Source organism: Pseudomonas sp. NY11955, assembly GCF_048068035.1.
GTDB lineage: Bacteria > Pseudomonadota > Gammaproteobacteria > Pseudomonadales > Pseudomonadaceae > Aquipseudomonas.
Genome location: NZ_JBLUPS010000002.1, coordinates 424412 through 445308, shown reverse-complemented (window position 1 = coordinate 445308; position 20897 = coordinate 424412). Strand labels below are relative to the sequence as shown.

Annotated in this window: 19 protein-coding genes and 1 pseudogene; 9 read left to right on the top strand and 11 right to left on the bottom strand. The window is 62.7% G+C overall.

Features of this window, described 5'->3' with window-relative positions:
• Positions 1–120 precede the first annotated feature (120 nt).
• From ACNFBR_RS05135 to ACNFBR_RS05100, 8 genes and pseudogenes are all read right to left on the bottom strand, one after another.
• Positions 121–747, bottom strand: coding sequence for a response regulator (locus ACNFBR_RS05135; protein WP_416733929.1), 627 nt, complete (start codon positions 745–747; stop codon positions 121–123).
• A 75-nt stretch (positions 748–822) separates the two neighbouring features.
• Complete coding sequence (locus ACNFBR_RS05130; protein WP_416733928.1) at positions 823–1557, bottom strand: molecular chaperone; 735 nt, start codon at positions 1555–1557, stop codon at positions 823–825.
• A gap of 130 nt (positions 1558–1687) precedes the next feature.
• Positions 1688–2887 carry a hypothetical protein gene (locus tag ACNFBR_RS05125; RefSeq protein WP_416733927.1) on the bottom strand — a complete coding sequence of 400 codons (1200 nt, stop codon included), beginning with the start codon at positions 2885–2887 and terminating at the stop codon, positions 1688–1690.
• 5 nt (positions 2888–2892) lie between these two features.
• Positions 2893–5384: pseudogene (locus ACNFBR_RS05120) on the bottom strand (TcfC E-set like domain-containing protein).
• Between the two features lie 90 nt (positions 5385–5474).
• Positions 5475–5951 (bottom strand): CS1 type fimbrial major subunit, encoded by a 477-nt coding sequence (locus ACNFBR_RS05115; protein ID WP_416733926.1) that lies wholly within the window; start codon positions 5949–5951, stop codon positions 5475–5477.
• 216 nt (positions 5952–6167) lie between these two features.
• Entirely contained in the window at positions 6168–7832 is a 1665-nt protein-coding gene (locus tag ACNFBR_RS05110) for a cation acetate symporter (RefSeq protein WP_416733925.1), read from the bottom strand.
• Entirely contained in the window at positions 7829–8140 is a 312-nt protein-coding gene (locus tag ACNFBR_RS05105) for a DUF485 domain-containing protein (RefSeq protein WP_110745575.1), read from the bottom strand. Before ACNFBR_RS05105 ends, ACNFBR_RS05110 begins: the two co-directional genes overlap by 4 nt.
• Positions 8141–8381: 241 nt before the next feature.
• Positions 8382–9242 carry a glycine betaine ABC transporter substrate-binding protein gene (locus tag ACNFBR_RS05100; RefSeq protein ID WP_012271013.1) on the bottom strand — a complete coding sequence of 287 codons (861 nt, stop codon included), beginning with the start codon at positions 9240–9242 and terminating at the stop codon, positions 8382–8384.
• 197 nt (positions 9243–9439) lie between these two features.
• On the opposite strand from ACNFBR_RS05100, the gene ACNFBR_RS05095 reads away from it, so the two are divergent.
• Entirely contained in the window at positions 9440–11005 is a 1566-nt protein-coding gene (locus ACNFBR_RS05095; protein ID WP_416733924.1) for a beta (1-6) glucans synthase, read from the top strand.
• Positions 11006–11294: 289 nt separating this feature from the next.
• Here ACNFBR_RS05095 and ACNFBR_RS05090 read toward each other — a convergent pair whose 3' ends face one another.
• On the bottom strand, positions 11295–11648 hold the full coding sequence (locus ACNFBR_RS05090; RefSeq protein WP_416733923.1) for a hypothetical protein: 354 nt from the start codon (positions 11646–11648) through the stop codon (positions 11295–11297).
• A gap of 190 nt (positions 11649–11838) precedes the next feature.
• Here ACNFBR_RS05090 and ACNFBR_RS05085 point away from each other — a divergent pair, with 190 nt between their 5' ends.
• Both ACNFBR_RS05085 and ACNFBR_RS05080 read left to right on the top strand, forming a co-directional pair.
• Complete coding sequence (locus ACNFBR_RS05085; protein ID WP_416733922.1) at positions 11839–13137, top strand: serine/threonine protein kinase; 1299 nt, start codon at positions 11839–11841, stop codon at positions 13135–13137.
• The gene (locus tag ACNFBR_RS05080; RefSeq protein ID WP_416733921.1) at positions 13130–13954 is read left to right on the top strand and encodes a VacJ family lipoprotein; all 825 of its coding nucleotides are present in this window, start codon (positions 13130–13132) and stop codon (positions 13952–13954) included. The genes ACNFBR_RS05085 and ACNFBR_RS05080 overlap by 8 nt, the downstream gene beginning before the upstream one ends.
• Positions 13955–14053: 99 nt before the next feature.
• Here the strand turns inward: ACNFBR_RS05080 and ACNFBR_RS05075 are convergent, their stop codons facing one another.
• Both ACNFBR_RS05075 and ACNFBR_RS05070 read right to left on the bottom strand, forming a co-directional pair.
• Positions 14054–15202, bottom strand: coding sequence for a patatin-like phospholipase family protein (locus ACNFBR_RS05075; protein WP_416733920.1), 1149 nt, complete (start codon positions 15200–15202; stop codon positions 14054–14056).
• Positions 15203–15300: 98 nt separating this feature from the next.
• The gene (locus tag ACNFBR_RS05070) at positions 15301–16236 is read right to left on the bottom strand and encodes a lipid A biosynthesis lauroyl acyltransferase (RefSeq protein ID WP_416733919.1); all 936 of its coding nucleotides are present in this window, start codon (positions 16234–16236) and stop codon (positions 15301–15303) included.
• A 111-nt stretch (positions 16237–16347) separates the two neighbouring features.
• Here ACNFBR_RS05070 and minC point away from each other — a divergent pair, with 111 nt between their 5' ends.
• The 6 genes from minC to ACNFBR_RS05040 all read left to right on the top strand — a co-directional run bounded on the left by minC (position 16348) and on the right by ACNFBR_RS05040 (position 20858).
• Positions 16348–17109 carry a septum site-determining protein MinC gene (gene minC, locus ACNFBR_RS05065; protein WP_416733918.1) on the top strand — a complete coding sequence of 254 codons (762 nt, stop codon included), beginning with the start codon at positions 16348–16350 and terminating at the stop codon, positions 17107–17109.
• A 109-nt stretch (positions 17110–17218) separates the two neighbouring features.
• Entirely contained in the window at positions 17219–18031 is an 813-nt protein-coding gene (gene minD, locus ACNFBR_RS05060) for a septum site-determining protein MinD (protein ID WP_012271005.1), read from the top strand.
• 3 nt (positions 18032–18034) lie between these two features.
• A complete protein-coding gene (gene minE / locus ACNFBR_RS05055) occupies positions 18035–18289 on the top strand; it encodes a cell division topological specificity factor MinE (RefSeq protein ID WP_003252572.1) in 255 nt (84 codons plus the stop codon).
• Between the two features lie 151 nt (positions 18290–18440).
• Positions 18441–19076, top strand: a complete 636-nt coding sequence (locus tag ACNFBR_RS05050) for an RluA family pseudouridine synthase (RefSeq protein WP_416733917.1) — start codon at positions 18441–18443, stop codon at positions 19074–19076.
• 107 nt (positions 19077–19183) lie between these two features.
• Entirely contained in the window at positions 19184–20473 is a 1290-nt protein-coding gene (locus ACNFBR_RS05045; protein WP_416733916.1) for a M18 family aminopeptidase, read from the top strand.
• Positions 20474–20690: 217 nt separating this feature from the next.
• Positions 20691–20858 carry a hypothetical protein gene (locus ACNFBR_RS05040; protein ID WP_012271002.1) on the top strand — a complete coding sequence of 56 codons (168 nt, stop codon included), beginning with the start codon at positions 20691–20693 and terminating at the stop codon, positions 20856–20858.
• Positions 20859–20897: the final 39 nt, after the last annotated feature.

Genomic DNA, 20897 nt, shown 5'->3' with positions numbered 1-20897 from the left:
GGGCTCGATTCGCAAGCCGTCCTGTACAGCCCGGCCATGCAGCGTCGGCACTGCCGCGCCAGCTAGCGGAAACAGGCAGAACAATAACAACAAGCATAGGATTCGCACGACCAGAACAAATCAGAGCAAGTGATTGCGACGAGCGAAATCCGCCATGTCGATCAGCGATCTGAGCCGCAACTTTTGCAGCAAGCGCCCCTTGTAGGTGCTGATGGTCTTGCTGCTCAGCAGCATCATCTCAGCGATGTCCTTGTTGCTCAGGCCACGGGCCAGATGCAGCATCACGGTCAGCTCACGGTGGCTGAGGCTGGCGGTAAGTTGTGCCTCGGTGGAGGCCAGTTCGTGGCTATGCACCGAACTCAGAAGCACCTCGGGGAAATACATGAACCCCGACCGGATAGCACGAACCGCCTTGTTCAGTTCGCCCAGGTCGTTGGTCTTGGAAACGAAGCCCGCCGCACCGGCCTGTAGGCAGCGCAGCGAATAGGCCTCAGCCGTGTGCGAGGTCAACACCAGGGTCTTGACCCGCTGCTCCATGCGGTTGACCCTTTCAATCACCTCCATGCCATTGAGACCTGGCATGCTCAGGTCGAGAATGATCAGGTCCGGCAACTGATCGCGCACCAGGCGCATCGCCTCGGCGCCATTGTCGGCCTGGCCGACCACCGTGATTCGCTCCTGACGCAACAACTGGCACACCGTGGCGCGGATGAACGGATGGTCATCGACGATTAGTACTTTATACATGGCCTTCCTCACTTGCCTGACCGGCGGTATTAGCCCCGCTGGCGATTGCCGTTATCAGCGTATTTACCTGGATGATCATCCCTCCAACACCATGAGCCGCTGCTCGGCACCTTCGTGCAGCTCGAACTGATGCACCTTGGCAGCCTGGCCTTCGAACTGCCGGGTACGACCTGGCAGCAGATGGTGCTTGGTGGCCGGCTCGCACCCCTGGTCACGGGCCTGGCATTGGCGGAAATGGTCGAGCACGACGGTGGCATTGCCTTCGTTGCGCACGGTCAAGGCACCGGCCTGGCGGTGCACTGGCGTCTGGTAGCGGGGCTGGTTGGGCCGAACGAAAAGCAACGTGCCATAGCCGGCCAGCAGGTTGACACCGGCCTTGAGGTTGTCGCGGTACTCTTCGGCCTGCGCCTCACTCACGGCAAAGCCATCACCCAGCTCTGGCAGCACCGGGATGAAGCGCAGGCGGTAGTAGCGCTCGGCGTCCCGCGTGCCCCGATACAGCAGGCGCACGGCCTGCATGCCTCGCGCGGGCACGATCAGCCGCGCCGGGCTGACCACCAGGCCACGCTGCTGCAAATCCAGGCCGTCCAGGTCGACTTCTCGGTGCGTGCCATTACTGTCGTAGACCAGCTCGACCACGCTGACCTTGACGAAGGCCGTGGCGTCACCGCCGTTGCGCACGCGCTTGAGCAACGTACTCTTGCCTGCCTCCAGGTAGTCATACAGCCCGCCCACGTTCAGCTCAGGTGCCGCATGCAGCAGCCCGGGCAGCAGCAACACGGCGAGGCCGACCGATCGGTACAGGTTCATCGTTACATCCTCCATGCCATGAAATAGCGACGGCCACTGACCATCACCGCGATAATCCACAAAATGCGAAGTGAAAAATGCAGGAAACGCCCCTGCTGCAATTGGGAAATTTCCTAAAGACAAATTGCAGCTAAAGCTGGGCATCGAAGACCACTGTCACCTCGCCCTCATAACGGCTGCCGGGGTAGTTGAACATCGCCTTCACGTGTGGCTCACCCACTTCGAAATGCAGTTGGCTCGACTGGTTGAAGACCGGGGCCACCGATTCGAAGGCCAGGGCGTTGCCGCGCCCGTTCGGCAGGAGCACTTTCTGTACCGGCCCTCCGCCATGCTGTATGCCCCCCGGCAGGCTCAACGCGACGGTGACAGGCACCTGATGCCCAGCATCGTTACGCATGCCGCAACCGCTGCCGTCGTAGTAGCGGCACAGTTTGTAGACCTTGAAGGGGCCGGTGGACCACAGGCGAAACGGCAGGTCATGGTCCAGCCGTTCCGGCGCGGCCCTGCCACCCTGCCAGGCCCGCCACCCCCCCGGCGGCTCGAGCACCGCACGCTCCGAGCCAGCCGGGAAGTCGAAAACGAAGGTGTGTTGCACATCGAGCCTGAAATTCAGGTTGAAGATGGCGCCGTTCAGGTCGCTGACACCATTGCCGAAGTCGAAGTCGCCACCCGGCCCTATCGAATAGGCAACACTGCCGGTGTAGATGCCCGGCTTCATGCGAGAGGGCGCGGGCATGTCGAGCTTGTAGGCGACACCCATGTCTTTGACTTCGCTGACGATCACCTGGCCGGCATCACCGACTTCAGGGTCCGAATAACAGCCAGTGGGAGCCTGTGGCGCGTTCAAGGCCCACAGGTACCACACAGGAGGGGGTTGCGTGGGGACCCCATAGGTTCGCCTGTAATTGCAACCACCGCCAATGGACTGGGTGTAGGCCGGGTTGTTGCGGTAATGGGTTCCGCCCACCACATTCTGGCTAACCGCCGTCATCTCGAAGCGCAACGAATGATGGTCACCCGTTTCGGCATGGAACACATCCACCTGGCGCGCTGCCGGTAACTGGACGTAAAAGCGGTTACGCACATCCGGGTCTGCCGTAACCGTGGTCTTGGTGTAGCTGATCGGGATCTGTAGCGCTTTCGTGCTGGTGCACTCTGCGGGCCAGCGCTGGCAGAACGATGCCAAGGGCGTGGTGTTTTCAAAGTGCCCCGATGCCTGGCCGCGATACTGCGCGCTGACCGTGGCCTCTAGCGCACAGGCCTGTTGCCCCCATGACACCAGGCCCATGCACAGACACGCCAGTGTGGATAGCCAACCCCGTTTCGACATGCTGCTCAACTCCGCTCCCCTCCCAATCCAGACACGGCCTGAGCCAGGTCACCCGGCTTGCACGACAGGTCGCCTGCCAGCAGCACGTCCCCTTCGCGCTCCAGCGTGGCCAGGTCCAACTGCAACAGGCACAACGGCGTCCCGCCCTGATGCACCTCGAGGCTGGGTGTGGACTCACTCATTTCCACGGCGAACAAACCGCCACTCTCGGACACACTGCGGCTGGCGTGGTTGACCACTTGCGCACCACTCAGGGGCTGCCCCTGGCCATCGAGCAGGCGCCCCAGCACCGTGACCGTGCGCACCACCCGCAGCTTGCGGTAAGCCACCGCACCGCGGTTCAGGTGGTAGTCCAGGCTGGTCGGCTGGATCACCGCCGCCGCTTCGTTGTCGCCTTCGAGGTCGAACTGCACATAACCTGACTTGTAGGCCTGGACCGGGACCACATTGCGCCCAGGACGCAGGTTGGCGCCGAGGCCGTGCTGGTCGTTGGCGCGCAGCGTCAGGCCGTCGATATCGCTCTCGACATCGACGATCAGCCCGGCGTCGTGGGGCAGGTACTGGCCGGTAACTGCCACCTTGCCCTCACCCACGGCAACGATGCTCTGCAGGTTCAGGCCCGCGCTGACATCACCGTTATAAGAGGAACTCATGGCATAGGCATCGCCGTACAACGCCTGCCCCTGGAACTGCGCGTTGCCGCCTAAGCCGACGCCGTAACGGTCCGCCGTGGCGGTAGCACCCAGGCTGTGCAGCGCGCCCATGTCCACATCGCGCATGTACGACAGCGAGGCATTCTGGTCGCGCCCACCCTCGTGCGATGTGCGGCTGCCGATGCTGGCGGCAATCCGCTCGCCCGGGCCGCCCAGGCTCATGCTCAACGCCAGGTTGACACCCCGGCTGCGTTCATCACCGCTGCTTCGCGTGCCAGGCCGGTCGAACACACTTAACCGCCAGTTGGCATCCGAGCCGAGAAACTTGCCGTAATACGACCAGCCCAGGTCGATGCCCAAGCCTTCGGCAGCCCCGGTACTGTGAGCCACGCGCACCGTTGCCGTACTGCGGTTATCCAGCCGGTGAGTGAGCATCGCAGAGGTCTGGGTTTGCTCTGCGTATTGCACATCCTGGCTGTGGGTCGGCCGGCTGAGGCTCTCCAACCAGGTACGGCTGTGGCTCAGCACCAGCGAGCCGAGGTCGTGGTTATGGATCAGTTGCAGGTCGTAGCCGTCCCCTTGGCCTTCGCTACGGTAGATATTGCCGTAGAGCTTGAGCCGGTCGAACGGATCCCAATCGAGGGAAGTGCCATACTGCATCGCCTCATTCACTTGCTGCACGGACGCCCCAGGATTGCCCGGGGGTGCAGCAGGTAGTTGGCCAGCACTCCGGCGCTGAGGCTGTCGTCGCCCTCATCGTCCCAATTGCTCAGCAGACGCTCCTGCTGCCCCAGGTACAGGTTGTAGCGCCAGCGGCTGTCGGCATTGCGCCAGCTGTTGGGTTTGTAGACGAACTCCTCGGTGCGGGCGGTTTCCTGCCCGTCCTCGATCAGGCGCACCTCGACCTGGTAGATGCCGCCGGGCAGCACCCGGGTGTCCAGCGCCTGCAAGCCAGGCTGCACCGGCTGGCTGTTGATCAGCACGCCATTGCGATAGATCTCCACCACGCCTGGCCGATTGGGCGTGACATGGATCGGTGTGGAACTGGCCTGACCAGTGTCGATCAGCAAGCTGTCGCTGCTGCCCAGCATCACGCCCAGAGCGGTGTCTGACTGCCGCCCAAGCAACCGAGGTTGGCGGGTGAGCCCCTGGGTACCGGGGATGAAGTAGCCCAGGCGAAAGAAATGTCGCTCATGCAGCCGTTCGGCATAAAGCTGGCTGATACGGTGCCGGGTTTGCTCGTCAGCGACGCTGCCGCGGTCAACCTGGGCATCGGCCAGGGTACTCCAGTCATTCCAGCTGCCCTGCCCTTGCAGCGAGTAGAGCCCGCTGGTATCGCCGCCATCACTGACCAGGTTGAGCTGATTACGCAACAGCACCCCTCCGCCCTGTTCGGGCAGGGTATGGAAGCGCGGCACCTCACCCCCGCGCTCGGCGGCATCGGTGAGCAGCGACAATTGAGAGTTCACCAGGCTGTAGTGGATGGCCTTCAGGCCATCCGGGCAGTCGCCCTGGCAGTTGCCCAGCGGGCGGCCGGTGGCCAGGCGCTCCTGCCACCGCCGGCGCAAGTTATCGGGTTCACGGCTGTCGCCATGGTCGGTAAATTCCAGCAGTTGCACGCGCTCGTCGCGGCTTAGCACCACCGTGGCATCGCCCAGGTTGCGCCCATCCAGGTCTACCCGCACGGCCAATGGCACGTCAAAAAAATGCGCCTCGAACTCGTGCGGCAAACCTTGCGCCTGGCTGACCACACCCATACCGGTGCCTACCGTTTTGGCACCTGCCGGCAGCGTGGCCAGGCAAGCTGCGAACGATGCGCTTGTTAAAATTTTGGAGGAAGCCATAACCCTGCCCAAAGACAAATACCCACTCCAACCCCCGGCATGCACCAGGAGCGGAGGGGCTGAACGACAAATGGAGGGGATGCGTGGGGGTCAGGGTGCAGCGGTTTCGAACATCATGCTGACCAGGCCTTGATAGTTGCCGGGCAGGTAGCCGCCCGCAGGTGCCTGCGCGGCAACTTCGAAGTCGACAATCGCACCCGGTGCGGCCTGGGCTTCGGTAAGGATCTCGGCGGCGCTGGTAGTCAGGATGGTGTCGCCGATCTTGACGTCCAGGTTGATGGCGTCCAGGCCACTGCTGACTACCGCAGGCGACAGCAGGTGCGCAGTGATCGGGCCGATGGTGCTCTTGGCTTGCAGTTGCTTGCGAACTGGAGTCAGGCTGCCCTGAAACGAGTTCCAAGCCATGTCCTGCGGGTCGTTCATCCAGTTTCCGCCCACGGGTTCGACGTAGAACGAGGCTGTTGGCACGGTCGCGGTGATCAACACCTGTTTCTCGATCGGGTCCGCGGCCATGGCCGGGCCCGCGACGAGGGCTGCGAAGGGAAGTGCCAGAAGCAATGCTTTCACGAGTATATCTCCTTGAAACTTGTGAGTAACGCGTTCGATTAATCGTCAATCGGTCGAATACTATCGACGGGGGGCGATTATTCGGATTTGCTCACAGGAGAACTACAGGACACTTCCGAGCGACGTGTTGAAATTTCTGAAGATGGCAAAAATGCCGAAGCGCAATTGACAACGCCCCGACTGGCGGGGCGTTGTTTTCAAGCGAGGACCGTTGGCTTAGTGGGACACCGCCCCACTGGCACCCAGGCCCGTCTGCGAACGCACGAACTGCGGGTAGAACAGCGCACGTTCGTCGTCAGCCGCCTTGGACTTGTCGGTGACCGAGAAGAACCAGATGCTGACGAAGGCAATGGCCATCGAGAACAGCGCCGGGTACTCGTAGGGGTAGATCGGCTTCTCGTGGCCGAGGATCTGCACCCAAATGGTCGGGCCGAGGATCATCAGCGTCACCGCACTCACCAGGCCCAACCAACCGCCGATCATGGCGCCACGGGTGGTCAGCTTCTTCCAGTACATCGAAAGCAGCAGTACCGGGAAGTTGCAGCTGGCGGCGATGGAGAAGGCCAGGCCGACCATGAAGGCAATGTTCTGCTTCTCGAACAGGATGCCCAGGCCGATCGCCAGCACGCCCAGGGCGACGGTGGTGATCTTCGACACACGGATCTCGTCCTTGTCGTTGGCCTTGCCCTTGCGCCATACGCTGGCGTACAGGTCGTGGGACACCGCCGAGGCACCGGCCAGGGTCAGGCCAGCCACCACCGCCAGGATGGTGGCGAAGGCCACCGCCGAGATGAAGCCGAGGAACACACTGCCACCCACGGCATTGGCCAGGTGCACCGCTGCCATGTTGTTGCCACCCAGCAGGGCGCCGGCGGCGTCCTTGAAGTCCGGGTTGGTGCTGACCAGCAGGATCGCGCCAAAGCCGATGATGAAGGTGAGGATGTAGAAGTAGCCGATGAAGCCGGTTGCGTACAACACGCTCTTGCGCGCTTCCTTGGCGTCACTGACGGTGAAGAAGCGCATCAGGATGTGCGGCAGGCCAGCGGTACCGAACATCAGTGCCAGGCCCAGCGAGAATGCCGAAATCGGGTCCTTGACCAGGCCGCCAGGGCTCATGATCGCCTCGCCCTTGGCGTGCACCTTGATGGCTTCGGAGAACAGCGTGTTGAAGTCGAAGCCCACGTGCTTCATTACCATCAGCGCCATGAAGCTGGCACCGGACAGCAGCAGCACGGCCTTGATGATCTGTACCCAGGTGGTGGCCAGCATGCCGCCGAACAGCACGTACAGGCACATCAGGATACCCACCAGGATCACCGCCACGTGGTAGTCCAGGCCGAACAGCAGCTCGATCAGCTTGCCGGCACCGACCATCTGCGCGATCAGGTAGAACGCCACCACCACCAGCGAGCCGGAGGCCGACAGGGTGCGGATTTCCTTTTGCCCAAGGCGATACGAGGCCACGTCGGCGAAGGTGTACTTGCCCAGGTTGCGCAGGCGCTCGGCAATCAGGAACAGGATGATCGGCCAGCCGACCAGGAAGCCGATCGAGTAGATCAGGCCGTCGTAGCCAGAGGTGAACACCAGCGCGGAAATACCCAGGAACGAGGCGGCCGACATGTAGTCGCCAGCAATCGCCAGGCCGTTCTGGAAGCCCGTGATCTTGCCACCGGCAGCGTAGTAGTCCGACGCCGACTTGTTGCGTTTGGAAGCCCAGTAGGTAATCCCGAGGGTAAAGGCGACGAAAGCCACGAACATGGCGATGGCGGAAACGTTAAGCGGTTGTTTGTGCACCTCGCCGGTCAGGGCATCGGCGGCCCACACCGCGGGTGCGAAGGCTCCGCAGGCCAGTATGGCCAGTGCTTTGGCGTGGCGAATCATTGTTGCGCCTCCTTCAGGATGGCCTTGTTCAGCTCATCGAATTCGCCGTTGGCGCGGCGTACGTAGATGGCGGTCAGGACGAATGCCGAAACGATCAGGCCGACGCCCAGGGGAATGCCCCAGGTAATCGATGACTCAGGGCTGAGCTTGGCGCCCAACACTTGAGGACCATAGGCAATCAGGAGGATGAAAGCGCAGTACAGGCCGAGCATGATCGCCGAGAGAATCCAGGCGAACCGTTCGCGTTTGCTGACCAGCTCCTTGAAGCGGGGGCTGTTTTGTATCGAGAGGTAAATGCTGTCGTTCATTGTTTTTGTCCTAGCAGCACAGATAGGGGATGGAACCCACGCCCTTACTTTATGCGGCTGTCGAACGCCAACCAGACGACCTTAGTCTTAGATGCAACGGTGTTTTACCGATTGCGTAACAAAGTGACGGCACTTTCGCGGGCATGCCCGCTCCCACAGGGCATCACAATGCTCGAAGGCGGTGATATACCTGTGGGAGCGGGCAAGCCCGCGAAGCAGCGAAACTGGCCCGTGAAGGTGGTTACTTACCCGTCCACTCCTTCACCCGATCCGGGTGCTTGGCCACCCAGTCCTTGGCCGCTGCTTCAGGCTTGGCGCCTTCCTGGATCGCCAGCATCACCTCGCCGATCTCATCCTTGGACTGCCAGTTGAACTTCTTCAGGAACTCCGCCACTTCCGGTGCCTTGGTCGCCAGTTCCTTGCTGCCGATGCTGTTCACGGTTTCCGCCGCGCCATACACGCCTTTCGGGTCTTCGAGGAACTTCAGTTTCCACTTGGCGAACATCCAGTGCGGGACCCAACCGGTCACCGCAATCGACTGTTGCTTGGCATAGGCTCGGCCCAGCTCTGCCGTCATCGCCGCGCCCGAACTGGCCTGCAACTTGTAGCCGGTCAGGTCGTAGTCCTTGATCGCCTGGTCGGTTTTCAGCATCACCCCAGAGCCTGCGTCGATGCCGACAATTTTCTGTTTGAAGCTGCTATCTGTCTTGAGGTCGGCGATGCTTACCGCCTTGACGTACTCGGGGACGATCAGGCCGATCTTGGCGTCCTTGAAGTTCGGGCCGTAGTCGACCACGTTGTCCTTGTTCTTGGTCCAGTACTCGCCGTGGGTCACCGGCAGCCAGGCCGACAGCATGGCATCGAGCTTGCCGGTTGCCACGCCCTGCCACATGATCCCCGTGGCCACTGCCTGCAACTTCACGTCGTAGCCGAGTTTCTGCTTGATCACTTCGGCGGCCACGTTGGTGGTCGCCACGCTGTCGGCCCAACCATCCACGTAGCCAATGCTTACTTCTTTAGCCATTGCCTGTGCAGCGCTCATGGCCATTACCAGGGCGGTGCCCACACCCAGGAAACGTCGCATTTTTTTCAAAGTTGCCATCAAAGCATCCCCTCGTCAGGTCTTGGAGATTGCATCATCTTCCTGCACCACAGCTCGACCTGATCCAGCTGCGACCTGTACCCGCCCCATATGCGACAGCACTATGCCATTAGCGCCATTGGCCTACGCCGGCCTGCGCGATCCTTGCATGCCAAAGCGTTGGCGCCGGGCTACTATCTACCCTTTTGTGCCCGACGATGGACCGCCCGATGCCCAGTTCCACCCGCCTGCTGTTGCCGTTGTACCTGCTTGCCTGCCTGGTGGCCCTGCTTGGGCTTGGGGGCCTCTGGTACGGGCTGGGCAAGCCGGTTCACCTGGCCGATGCGGCCAGCCCGACGCACAAGCTGCAGTGCGCTTCGTACACCCCGTTCGACAAGGACCAGTCACCCTACGACCAACCGCTGCGCCTGCGCCCGGCGCGGATGGACGCCGACCTGGCGTTACTGGCCGAGCGATTCCAGTGCATCCGTACCTATTCCATGAGCGGTCTTGAGGCAATCCCGGCGCTGGCACGCAAACATGGCCTCAAGGTGATGCTGGGCGCCTGGGTGAACGCCCACCCGGCCGACACCGAGAAGGAAATCAACCTGCTGATCGCCGCCGCCAATGCCAACCCCGACGTGGTCAGCGCGGTGATCGTCGGCAACGAGACACTGCTGCGCAAAGAAGTAACCGGTGCGCACCTGGCCAAGCTGATCGCCCGGGTGAAAAGCCAGGTCAAGGTGCCGGTGACCTACGCCGATGTCTGGGAGTTCTGGCTGCAGCACCCGCAGATAGCCCCGGCAGTGGACTTCCTGACCATCCACCTGCTGCCCTACTGGGAAGACGACCCGCGCGGCATCGACGATGCCTTGGCCCACGTTGCCGACGTGCGCCAGGTGTTCGGCACACGCTTCGCGCCCAAGGACATCCTGATCGGCGAAACCGGCTGGCCCAGCGAAGGCCGCCAACGCGAAACCGCGGAGCCCAGCCGGGTCAATGAGGCGCGCTTCATCCGTGGCTTCGTGGCCATGGCCGAGAGCAACGGCTGGCACTACAACCTGATCGAAGCGTTCGACCAGCCGTGGAAGCGCGCCAACGAGGGTGCGGTGGGTGGCTACTGGGGGCTGTACGACGCCGACCGGCAGGACAAAGGCGTGCTCGAAGGGCCGGTCAGCAACTTGCATTACTGGCCGCAGTGGTTGCTGGCCAGTGCCCTGCTGATGGTGATCATGCTGGTGTTGGCCGGCCCCCCCGCGACACCGATGGCGGCCTTGCTGTTGCCCTTGCTGGCCGCGTTTGGCGCCGGGTGCCTGGGGCTGTGGGGCGAGCTGATGCGCACCCATGCGCGCTTTGCTGGAGAATGGCTGTGGGCGGTTGCGCTGACCGGTCTGAATCTGCTGGTGCTGGCCCATGCGCTTCTGGCCCTGACGCAGCGGGTGGGCTGGCGCGAGCGGTTGTTCGCCTGGCTGCAGGCACGGGCCGGCTGGTTGCTGCTGGCCGCAGGCTTTGCCGCGGCGGTGAGCATGCTGGCGATGGTGTTCGACCCACGCTACCGCAGCTTCCCCAGCGCGGCGCTGGCGTTGCCGGCGCTGGTGTATGTGCTGTGGCCGGTGCGGGCACGGCGGGCGGAAGTGGCCTTGCTGGCGTTCATCGTCGGCGCCGGGGTGGCGCCGCAGTTGTTCATCGAAGGCCTGGAGAATCAGCAGGCCTGGATGTGGGCGGTGGTGAGCGTACTGATGACAGCGGCCTTGTGGCGGAGCTTGCGGCTGCGCCCGGCTTAACTGCTGTGGTGGAGCGGAAACCGAGCGCCGCCCGCGCGGCGCATCGCGAGCGAAGCTCGCTCCTACATTTGTTTCGGGCCAATTATTCCTGTGAAGGTCGCGCGCGACCCCTTTGCGCTTGGCGCGATATCGCGTCGTACAAACAAGGCGGTCGCGCGCGCCTGCCACAGGCGATACTGGCCCGAAACAAATGTAGGAGCGAGCTTCGCTCGCGATGCGCCGCGCGGGCGGCGCTCGGTTTCTGCCTCACTACAAAAATCAAATCAGGCCCATGTCAACCTCGCCAACGTCATCTGACCAAGCGTAACGCTGCGAGCACCAGCGCAAACACTGCAATGCTGGCGGTATAGAGCACCAGCGCTGGCACTGCGAACATCAATGCCAGCACCGCCAGCCACCAACCGGCACGACCGGAAACCACCTGTGCCAGCAGCGCCAGGCCCAACCCACTCCAGGCCATCACCTGATGGTGAATGCCCAGCCCCAGCAGCGAGCGCACTTCGCACTGCCAATACGCCGCAGGCGCCGTGCACAGCCCTACCCACTGGCCATCCTCCATCAGCCCGTAGCGCACGCCATAACTGGCCGCGAGCCACAGCCCCAGAAACAGCACCAGCAGCGCCGTCGGCAGCGAACGAGACATCCTGTTCTCCAATAGCGGTAATCGAAAGCATCCATGATCGCTTATGCCCGGTTGTAAGGCAAAATCACACCTCTGCAGCTATGTTGCAGATAACAAGCACACCAAAGGCCACCGCAGCTGGCAACTTTGCCAGGCCGGATGTGGTCCTAGCCTGCACACTGCTCGACCTTGCGTTCTTTTGGGGGATTACATGCTTCGATCTTTGCGCCTCGCTGCCCTGCTCGGCAGCCTGCTCATGGCGATGGCCGCTTCAGCGCGGGATATCGACGCTGCCAGCTATGGCTACCCCTTGACCAACCCGTTCGAGGCGACCATCGCCACCACGCCGCCGGACCAGCGGCCTACCCTGCCCAGCGACGATGAAATCAACCAGTCGGACTACAGCCTGAACCTGCGCCCGGAGCGCGAATTCACCCTGCCCGACAACTTCTGGGCCGTGAAAAAGCTCAAGTACCGCCTGGCTCGCCAGGACCGTGAAGCACCGCTGATCTTCATCATCGCAGGCACCGGTGCGCCGTATAGCAGCAGCATCAATGAATACCTGAAAAAACTGTTCTACCAGGCCGGTTTCCATGTGGTGCAACTGTCGTCGCCCACCAGCTACGACTTCATGAGCGCCGCCTCGCGCTTTGCCACCCCCGGCGTCAGCCAGGAAGACGCCGAAGACATGTACCGGGTCATGCAGGCCGTGCGCGCCCAGCACCCGCGCCTGCCCGTCAGCGAGTTCTACCTCACCGGTTACAGCCTGGGTGCGCTCGACGCCGCCTTCGTCAGCCACCTGGACGAAACCCGCCGCAGCTTCAACTTCAAGCGCGTGCTGCTGCTGAACCCACCGGTCAACCTCTACACCTCGATCAACAACCTGGACAAGCTGGTGCAAACCCAGGTCAAGGGCATCGACCGCAGTACCACGTTCTATGAGCTGATGCTGCAAAAGCTCACCCGCTATTTCCAGGAAAAGGGCTACATCGACCTGAACGACGCCCTGCTCTACGACTTCCAGCAGTCGCGCCAGCACCTGTCCAACGAACAGATGGCCATGCTGATCGGCACGTCGTTTCGCTTCTCGGCAGCCGACATTGCCTTTACTTCCGACCTGATCAACCGGCGCGGCCTGATCATTCCACCAAAGTTCCCGATCACCGAGGGCAGCAGCCTTACGCCGTTCTTCAAGCGTGCCCTGCAATGCGACTTCGACTGCTACATGACCGAGCAAGTGATCCCGATGTGGCGTGCCCGCACCGACGGCAACAGCATCCTGCAGCTGGTCAACCAGGTGAGCTTGTATGCCCTGGAAGACTACCTGCGCAGCAGCGACAAGATCGCCGTGATGCACAACGCCGACGACGTCATCCTCGGCCCCGGCGACATCGGCTTCCTGCGCAAGGTATTCGGTGACCGGCTGACCCTTTACCCCCATGGCGGCCATTGCGGCAACCTTAATTACCGCGTCAACAGTGACGCCATGCTGGAGTTCTTCCGTGGTTAACAAACTCCTCTTCGCCACTGCCCTGCTTGCCGCCGGCCACACCCTGGCCGCCGAAACCGCCCCCCGGGCCAGCGTGGTCGAGGCCGACCCGCAAGTGACTGCCGCACCACTGGCGCCCGAAGCCGACGGCTTCATCGACCCGCTGCGCGAGCTTAAATTCAACCCCGGGCTGGACCAGCGCGAGTTCGAGCGCTCTACCCTGGAAGCATTGAACGTGTACGACCCGCTGGAGTCGGTCAACCGGCGCATCTATCACTTCAACTACCGGCTGGACCAATGGGTGCTGCTGCCGCTGGTCAGTGGCTACCAGTACGTCACCCCGCGCTTCGTGCGTACCGGGGTGAGCAACTTCTTCAACAACCTCGGCGATGTGCCGAACCTGTTCAACAGCGTGTTGCAGCTCAAGGCCAAGCGCTCGGCAGAGATCACTGCACGGCTGATGTTCAACACCATCATCGGTATGGGTGGGTTGTGGGACCCGGCAACCAGCATGGGCCTGCCGCGCCAGAGCGAAGACTTTGGCCAGACCCTGGGCTTCTACGGCGTACCCGACGGGCCTTACCTGATGCTGCCGGTGCTGGGGCCATCGAACCTGCGCGACACCACCGGGCTGGTGGTGGACTATGCCGGTGAACAGGCGATCAACTACCTGAACGTGGCCGAAGCCAGCACCGACCACCCGGAGATTTTCGCCCTGCAGGTGGTTGACAAGCGCTACACCACCAAATTCCGCTATGGCCAACTGAACTCGCCGTTCGAGTACGAGAAGGTGCGGTATGTGTATACCCAAGCGCGCAAGTTGCAGATAGCCGAGTAGCCAGGTCTGGCCTCTTCGCAGCACAAGGCTGCTCCTACAACGCCACGCAGTCCCCTGTAGGAGCAGCCTTGTGCTGCGAAGAGGCCCGAACAGACAGCATCAAATCCCCAGGAATTGACACAGCTCGCGCTTCTTCGCCAGCGCGTCCCGCCGCCCCAGTTCAATCAGCTCACTGCAATAGCTGGCCTCGAACAGCAGATAGCTCAACACCCCCGCACCGCTGGTGCGGGTCGCCCCCGGCCCGCGCAGGAACAAGCGCAGCGCCGCCGGCAACTCGCGCCGGTGCCGGGCGGCAATTTCATCCAGCGGCTGGCTGGGCGCCACCACCAGCACGTCGATCGGTGCCAGGCCCAGGCGCCGCGCATCCAGATGCGCCGGCAACAGCCGGCTCAGGTGGTTGAGGCGCTGCAACAGTTCGATATCGTCTTCCAGGCTGTCAATGAAGGTACTGTTGAGCATATGCCCGCCGATCTGCGCCAAGCTCGGCTGCTGCCCGCTGAACACCCGCTGGGTCGGCAAGGGTGGCGCTGGCCGTTGCGGGTTGCCGCTGACCCCAACCACCAGCACCCGGCTGGCGCCCAGGTGCAAGGCCGGGCTGATCGGTGCCGACTGGCGCACCGCACCGTCGCCGTAATACTCGTCGCCCAGTTGCACTGGGGCGAACAGCAGCGGGATCGCCGCGCTGGCCAGCAGGTGGTCGATGGTCAGCGGCGTGGGCACGCCGATGCGGCGGTGGCGCAGCCAGGCCTCGATGGTGCCGCGGCCTTGGTAGAAGGTTACCGCCTGGCCGGACTCGTAGCCGAAGGCGGTCACCGCCACGGCGCGCAGTTGCTCGGCGGCCAGGGAGTGGCCGATGCCATCCAGGTTCAGGTGCGCTTGCAGCAAGCTGCGCAATGGACTGCTGTCGAGCAAAGCCACCGGCGCCTGGCCGCCCAGGCCGAGCAGGCTGTGGCCGACGAAACGGCTGGCCTGACGCACCACCCCGGGCCAGTCGCTGCGGATCACCAGGTGGCTGCGAAAGTTCTGCCAGAAGGTAGTGAGCCGTTGCACCGCGTCGTTGAACTGGGTGGCACCGCTGGCCAGGGTGACGGCGTTGATGGCCCCGGCAGAGGTGCCGACGATGACCGGGAAGGGGTTGTGCGCGCCAATGGGCAACAGCTCGGCGATGCCGGCCAGCACACCGACCTGATAGGCGGCGCGAGCGCCGCCGCCAGAGAGGATAAGACCGGTTACCGGGGGTGGCGCCATTTAGTCCTTCCTGGATCAGTTGTTTTCAGGCCCGGCCTCTTCGCGGGCCTGTGGGAGCGGGCAAGCCCGCGAAGAAGCCAACACAGGTATAGAACGGCTCAGCGCTTCTTCTTGTCATACAGCCGTGGCGCCCCTTCGGGCCGCGACTTGAACCGTCGGTGCGCCCACAAATACTGCTCGGGGCACTCGCGCAACACACTCTCGACCCACTGGTTGATGCGCAGGCAGTCGGCCTCTTCGCTCTCCCCTGGGAAATCCGCCAGCGGCGGGTGGATTACCAGACGATAGCCGCTGCCATCCTCCAGGCGTTTCTGGGTGAACGGAATCACCTGCGCCTTGCCCAACCGGGCGAACTTGGTGGTGGCAGTGACCGTCGCCGCCGGGATACCGAACAGCGGCACGAACAGGCTCTGCTTGGCGCCATAGTCCTGGTCCGGTGCGTACCAGATCGCCCGCCCCGAACGCAGCAGCTTGAGCATGCCGCGCACGTCCTCGCGCTCCACCGCCAGCGAGTCGAGGTTGTGGCGCTCGCGGCCGCTGCGCTGGATGAAGTCGAACAGCGCATTGCCGTGTTCGCGGTACATGCCGTCGATGGTGTGCTGCTGGCCGAGCAACGCGGCGCCGATTTCCAGGGTGGTGAAATGCACCGCCATGAGGATCGCGCCCTGCCCCGCCTGCTGGGCGGCCTGCAGGTGCTCCAGGCCCTCTACATGGGCCAGGCGCGCCAGCCTGGCCTTGGGCCACCACCAGCTCATGGCCATTTCGAAGAAGGCGATACCGGTGGAAGCGAAGTTGGCCTTGAGCAAACGCTGCCGTTCGTCGACCGACAGCTCCGGGAAGCACAGTTCCAGGTTGCGCGCGGCGATACGCCGACGCTCGCCGGCAAAGCGGTACATCACGGCTCCCAGCGCGGCGCCGATTTTCAACAGCACCCGGTACGGCAACTGGACCACCAGCCACAGCAGGCCCAGGCCCAGCCACAGGCCCCAGAACTTGGGGTGAAGGTAATAGGGACGAAAACGCGGGCGTTCCATTGAAGCATCCGGAAAGACAAAGGCCGCGCATTCTACAACGGATCAGTGCATGTTGCGGGCAACCGGTGTTCTCGTTATAAGTCAGGGCACTTTTTTCGCAACAAGCCGTCTATGCAGACCATGAGCCCAAACCACACACCCGACACCGCCTCCGTGTTCCAGCTCAAGGGCAGCATGCTCGCCATTACAGTGCTGGAACTGGCGCGCAATGACCTTGAAGCCCTCGACCGCCAGTTGGCGGCCAAAGTCGCCCAGGCACCGAACTTTTTCAGCAACACGCCGCTGGTGCTGGCGCTGGACAAGCTGCCGGCCGACGAAGGGGCAATCGACCTGCCCGGCTTGATGCGGATCTGCCGCCACCACGGCCTGCGTACCCTGGCCATCCGCGCCAACCGGATCGAGGACATCGCCGCCGCCATCGCCATCGACCTGCCGGTGCTGCCGCCGTCAGGTGCCCGCGAACGGCCGCTGGAGCCCGAGCCCGAGGTCGTCAAAAAACCCGAGCCGGCCCCGGCGCCAGTACCGGCCGCCGAACCCGAGGTGCGCCCGACCCGCATCATCACTGCGCCTGTGCGCGGCGGCCAGCAGATCTACGCCCAGGGCGGCGATCTGATTGTCACCGCCTCAGTCAGCCCGGGTGCGGAACTTCTGGCCGATGGCAACATCCATGTGTACGGCGCCATGCGCGGCCGTGCCCTGGCCGGCATCAAAGGCAATACCAAGGCCCGTATCTTCTGCCAGCAGATGACCGCCGAAATGGTCTCCATCGCCGGCCAGTACAAGGTCTGCGAAGACCTGCGCCGCGACCCCCTGTGGGGTACCGGCGTGCAAGTCAGCCTGTCTGGTGACGTGTTGAACATCACCCGTCTTTAACGGATACTTGCCAGCATTTTTAGAGCAACTTTTTTACCGTTGCCGTTATTTAAGCTATTTCAGTTATTTGCAGGGACGCGTGTCCCGACTATTTTAGGGGTGAAACACCTTGGCCAAGATTCTCGTGGTTACTTCCGGCAAGGGGGGTGTGGGCAAGACCACCACCAGCGCCGCCATTGGTACCGGCCTCGCACTGCGCGGCCACAAGACCGTCATCGTCGACTTCGACGTGGGCCTGCGTAACCTCGACCTGATCATGGGCTGCGAACGCCGCGTGGTGTACGACTTCGTCAACGTCGTCAACGGCGAAGCCAATCTGCAACAGGCCCTGATCAAGGACAAGCGCCTCGAGAACCTGTACGTGCTGGCGGCCAGCCAGACCCGTGACAAGGATGCGCTGACCCAGGAAGGCGTGGAAAAGGTATTGATGGAGCTGAAGGAAACCTTCGACTACGTCATCTGCGACTCGCCGGCCGGCATCGAAAAAGGCGCACACCTGGCCATGTACTTCGCCGACGAAGCCATCGTGGTGACCAACCCCGAAGTTTCCTCGGTACGTGACTCCGACCGCATGCTGGGCATTCTGTCGAGCAAGTCGCGCCGCTCCGAGAACGGCGAGGAGCCGATCAAGGAACACCTGCTGATCACCCGCTACCACCCAGAGCGCGTGGAAAAGGGCGAAATGCTGAGCATCGCCGACGTCGAAGAAATCCTGGCGATCAAGCTCAAGGGTGTGATCCCCGAGTCCCAGGCAGTGCTCAAAGCCTCCAACCAAGGTATCCCGGTCATCCTCGACGACCAGAGCGATGCCGGCCAGGCCTATAGCGATACCGTCGACCGTCTGCTGGGCAAAGAAAAGCCCCTGCGGTTCATCGAAGTGCCGAAGCAAGGATTCTTCGCGCGACTGTTTGGAGGCAAGTAGACCATGAACCTTTTTGACTTCTTTCGTGGCAGACAGAAACAGACCAGCGCGTCGGTAGCGAAAGAGCGTCTACAGATCATCGTGGCGCACGAGCGCGGCCAACGCAGCGAGCCGGACTACCTGCCAGCACTGCAGAAAGAACTGCTGGAAGTGATCCGCAAGTATGTGAACATCGGCAACGATGACGTGCATATCGAGCTGGAAAACCAGGGCAGCTGCTCGATTCTGGAGCTGAACATCACCCTGCCGGATCGCTGATCTGGCTGAAAGCTGGGGCTGCCTTGCAGCCCATTCGCGGCACAAGGCCGCTCCTACAGGGGGAATGCGATCCCTTGTAGGAGCGGCCTTGTGCCGCGAATGGGCCGCAAAGCGGCCCCGCTGTTTTCCCCGATATAACCGAGACCAAGCAATGCCGTTGTCCAACATCCAGATCCTCCACGAAGACGCCGCCATCCTGGTGATCAACAAGCCGACCCTGCTGCTGTCGGTGCCTGGCCGCGCCGAGGACAACAAGGACTGCCTGATCACCCGCCTGCAGGAAAACGGCTACCCCGACGCACTGATCGTGCACCGTCTGGACTGGGAAACCTCCGGCATCATCCTGCTGGCCCGCGATGCCGACAGCCACCGCGAGCTGTCGCGCCAGTTCCACGACCGCGAAACCGAAAAAGCCTACACCGCCCTGTGCTGGGGCCAGCCCGCGCTCGACAGCGGCAGCATCGACCTGCCGCTGCGCTACGATCCGCCGACCAAGCCACGGCATGTGGTGGACCACGAGCAGGGCAAGCATGCCCTGACCTTCTGGCGCATCGTCGAGCGCTGCGGCGACTACTGCCGGGTCGAGCTGACGCCGATTACCGGGCGTTCGCATCAACTACGCGTGCATATGCTGTCGATCGGGCACCCGCTGCTGGGTGATCGGCTGTATGCCAACCCCGAAGCCCTAGCGGCCCATGAGCGGTTGTGCCTGCATGCCTCGATGCTGAGCTTTACCCACCCGGTTTCGGGGAAGCGGTTGAAGTTCGAGTGCCCTGCACCTTTCTGATTTCTGCGTGGCTGCACCGGCCTCTTCGCGGGCTCGCCCGCGAAGAGGCAGACACAATTTGTCGACTTAATAGGCTAAACTCGCGCCACTGCTGTCTGGAGTGAGCTATGCGCGACGCACTGAATTCTGGCCTTATCGACTTCCTCAAGGCCTCCCCCACGCCCTTCCACGCCACCGCCAGCCTGGCCCAGCGCCTGGAGGCTGCCGGCTATCAGCGCCTGGACGAGCGCGACAGCTGGGCCACGGTGCCTGGCGGCCGTTATTACGTCACCCGTAACGACTCTTCGATCATCGCCATCAAATTGGGCAAACAGGCCCCACTGCTAAATGGCATCCGTATGGTCGGCGCTCACACCGACAGCCCGTGCCTGCGCGTCAAACCGCAACCCGAGCTGCAGCGCCAGGGCTTCCTGCAACTGGGCGTGGAAGTGTATGGCGGTGCACTGCTGGCACCCTGGTTCGACCGCGACTTGTCGCTGGCCGGCCGCGTTACCTATCGCCGTGACGGCAAGGTCGAAAGCCAGCTGGTCGATTTCAAGCTGCCGATCGCGATCATCCCCAACCTGGCGATCCACCTGAACCGTACCGCCAATGAAGGCTGGGCGATCAACCCACAGCACGAGCTGCCGCCGATCCTGGCCCAGGTCGCCGGTGACGAACGCATCGACTTCCGCGCCCTGCTCACCGAGCAACTGGCCCGCGAGCACGAGCTGATCGCCGATGTGGTGCTGGACTACGAGCTGAGCTTCTACGACACCCAGGACGCTGCATTGATCGGCCTGCACGGCGACTTCATCGCTGGCGCCCGCCTGGACAACCTGCTGTCGTGCTACGCCGGCCTGCAGGCCCTGCTGGCCGCCGACAGCGACGAGACCTGTGTGCTGGTGTGCAATGACCACGAAGAAGTCGGCAGTTGCTCGGCCTGCGGTGCCGACGGCCCGATGCTGGAGCAGACCCTGCAGCGCTTGCTGCCCGATGGTGACGCCTACGTGCGCACCATCCAGCGCTCGCTGATGGTATCGGCCGACAATGCTCACGGCGTGCACCCCAACTACGCCGACAAGCATGACGGCAACCACGGGCCCAAGCTGAACGCCGGGCCGGTGATCAAGGTGAACAACAACCAGCGCTACGCCACCAACAGCGAGACCGCCGGCTTCTTCCGCCATCTGTGCATGGCCGAAGAAGTACCGGTGCAGAGCTTCGTGGTGCGCAGCGACATGGGGTGTGGCTCGACCATCGGCCCCATCACCGCCAGCCACCTGGGCGTACGCACGGTGGATATCGGTTTGCCGACCTTTGCCATGCACTCGATTCGCGAACTGTGCGGTAGCCACGACCTGGCGCACCTGGTGAAAGTGCTGACCGCCTTCTACCGAAGCCGCGAGTTGCCCTGATTACCTCAACGCAACCTCGCTCTTTGTAGGAGCAGCCTTGTGCTGCGAAGAGGCCAGTACCGCCCATGCAGCTCTACTGGGTGCAACGACCTCTTCGCAGCACAAGGCTGCTCCTACAGATGGCACCGCAGCCTGGCCCACTGCTCAAGGTCAATCCCGCCTCGCTTGACAAGCGCTATGCTTGTTACATGGCTCCACTGCAAAAGGATTGCTGTCCATGTCCCCATTCCTGTCCCTGTTCGTGCCGGTGTTCCTGTTCCTGTTGCTGCTGACCATCGGCTTCAGCATGCGCGAGCGCAATATCGGTGTGCTGATGATGTGGATCGGCACCTTGGGTATTTTCGGCCTCACCTGCTGGAAGATCCTCGAGAAACTGCCGACATAAACCTCTACACTCGGTCAATCGTTTGACCTGAGGTAGATT

What these genes read in the sequence shown, in the direction of transcription:
- ACNFBR_RS05095 (WP_416733924.1), top strand. Translation starts at nt 9,440, where the DNA reads ATGGACCGCCCGATGCCCAGTTCCACCCGCCTGCTGTTGCCGTTGTAC.
- ACNFBR_RS05075 (WP_416733920.1), bottom strand. Translation starts at nt 15,202, where the DNA reads ATGGCGCCACCCCCGGTAACCGGTCTTATCCTCTCTGGCGGCGGCGCT.
- minE (WP_003252572.1), top strand. Translation starts at nt 18,035, where the DNA reads ATGAACCTTTTTGACTTCTTTCGTGGCAGACAGAAACAGACCAGCGCG.
- ACNFBR_RS05110 (WP_416733925.1), bottom strand. Translation starts at nt 7,832, where the DNA reads ATGATTCGCCACGCCAAAGCACTGGCCATACTGGCCTGCGGAGCCTTC.
- ACNFBR_RS05045 (WP_416733916.1), top strand. Translation starts at nt 19,184, where the DNA reads ATGCGCGACGCACTGAATTCTGGCCTTATCGACTTCCTCAAGGCCTCC.
- ACNFBR_RS05105 (WP_110745575.1), bottom strand. Translation starts at nt 8,140, where the DNA reads ATGAACGACAGCATTTACCTCTCGATACAAAACAGCCCCCGCTTCAAG.
- ACNFBR_RS05040 (WP_012271002.1), top strand. Translation starts at nt 20,691, where the DNA reads ATGTCCCCATTCCTGTCCCTGTTCGTGCCGGTGTTCCTGTTCCTGTTG.
- ACNFBR_RS05135 (WP_416733929.1), bottom strand. Translation starts at nt 747, where the DNA reads ATGTATAAAGTACTAATCGTCGATGACCATCCGTTCATCCGCGCCACG.
- ACNFBR_RS05130 (WP_416733928.1), bottom strand. Translation starts at nt 1,557, where the DNA reads ATGAACCTGTACCGATCGGTCGGCCTCGCCGTGTTGCTGCTGCCCGGG.
- ACNFBR_RS05050 (WP_416733917.1), top strand. Translation starts at nt 18,441, where the DNA reads ATGCCGTTGTCCAACATCCAGATCCTCCACGAAGACGCCGCCATCCTG.
- ACNFBR_RS05085 (WP_416733922.1), top strand. Translation starts at nt 11,839, where the DNA reads ATGCTTCGATCTTTGCGCCTCGCTGCCCTGCTCGGCAGCCTGCTCATG.
- ACNFBR_RS05100 (WP_012271013.1), bottom strand. Translation starts at nt 9,242, where the DNA reads ATGGCAACTTTGAAAAAAATGCGACGTTTCCTGGGTGTGGGCACCGCC.
- minC (WP_416733918.1), top strand. Translation starts at nt 16,348, where the DNA reads ATGCAGACCATGAGCCCAAACCACACACCCGACACCGCCTCCGTGTTC.
- ACNFBR_RS05090 (WP_416733923.1), bottom strand. Translation starts at nt 11,648, where the DNA reads ATGTCTCGTTCGCTGCCGACGGCGCTGCTGGTGCTGTTTCTGGGGCTG.
- ACNFBR_RS05070 (WP_416733919.1), bottom strand. Translation starts at nt 16,236, where the DNA reads ATGGAACGCCCGCGTTTTCGTCCCTATTACCTTCACCCCAAGTTCTGG.
- ACNFBR_RS05125 (WP_416733927.1), bottom strand. Translation starts at nt 2,887, where the DNA reads ATGTCGAAACGGGGTTGGCTATCCACACTGGCGTGTCTGTGCATGGGC.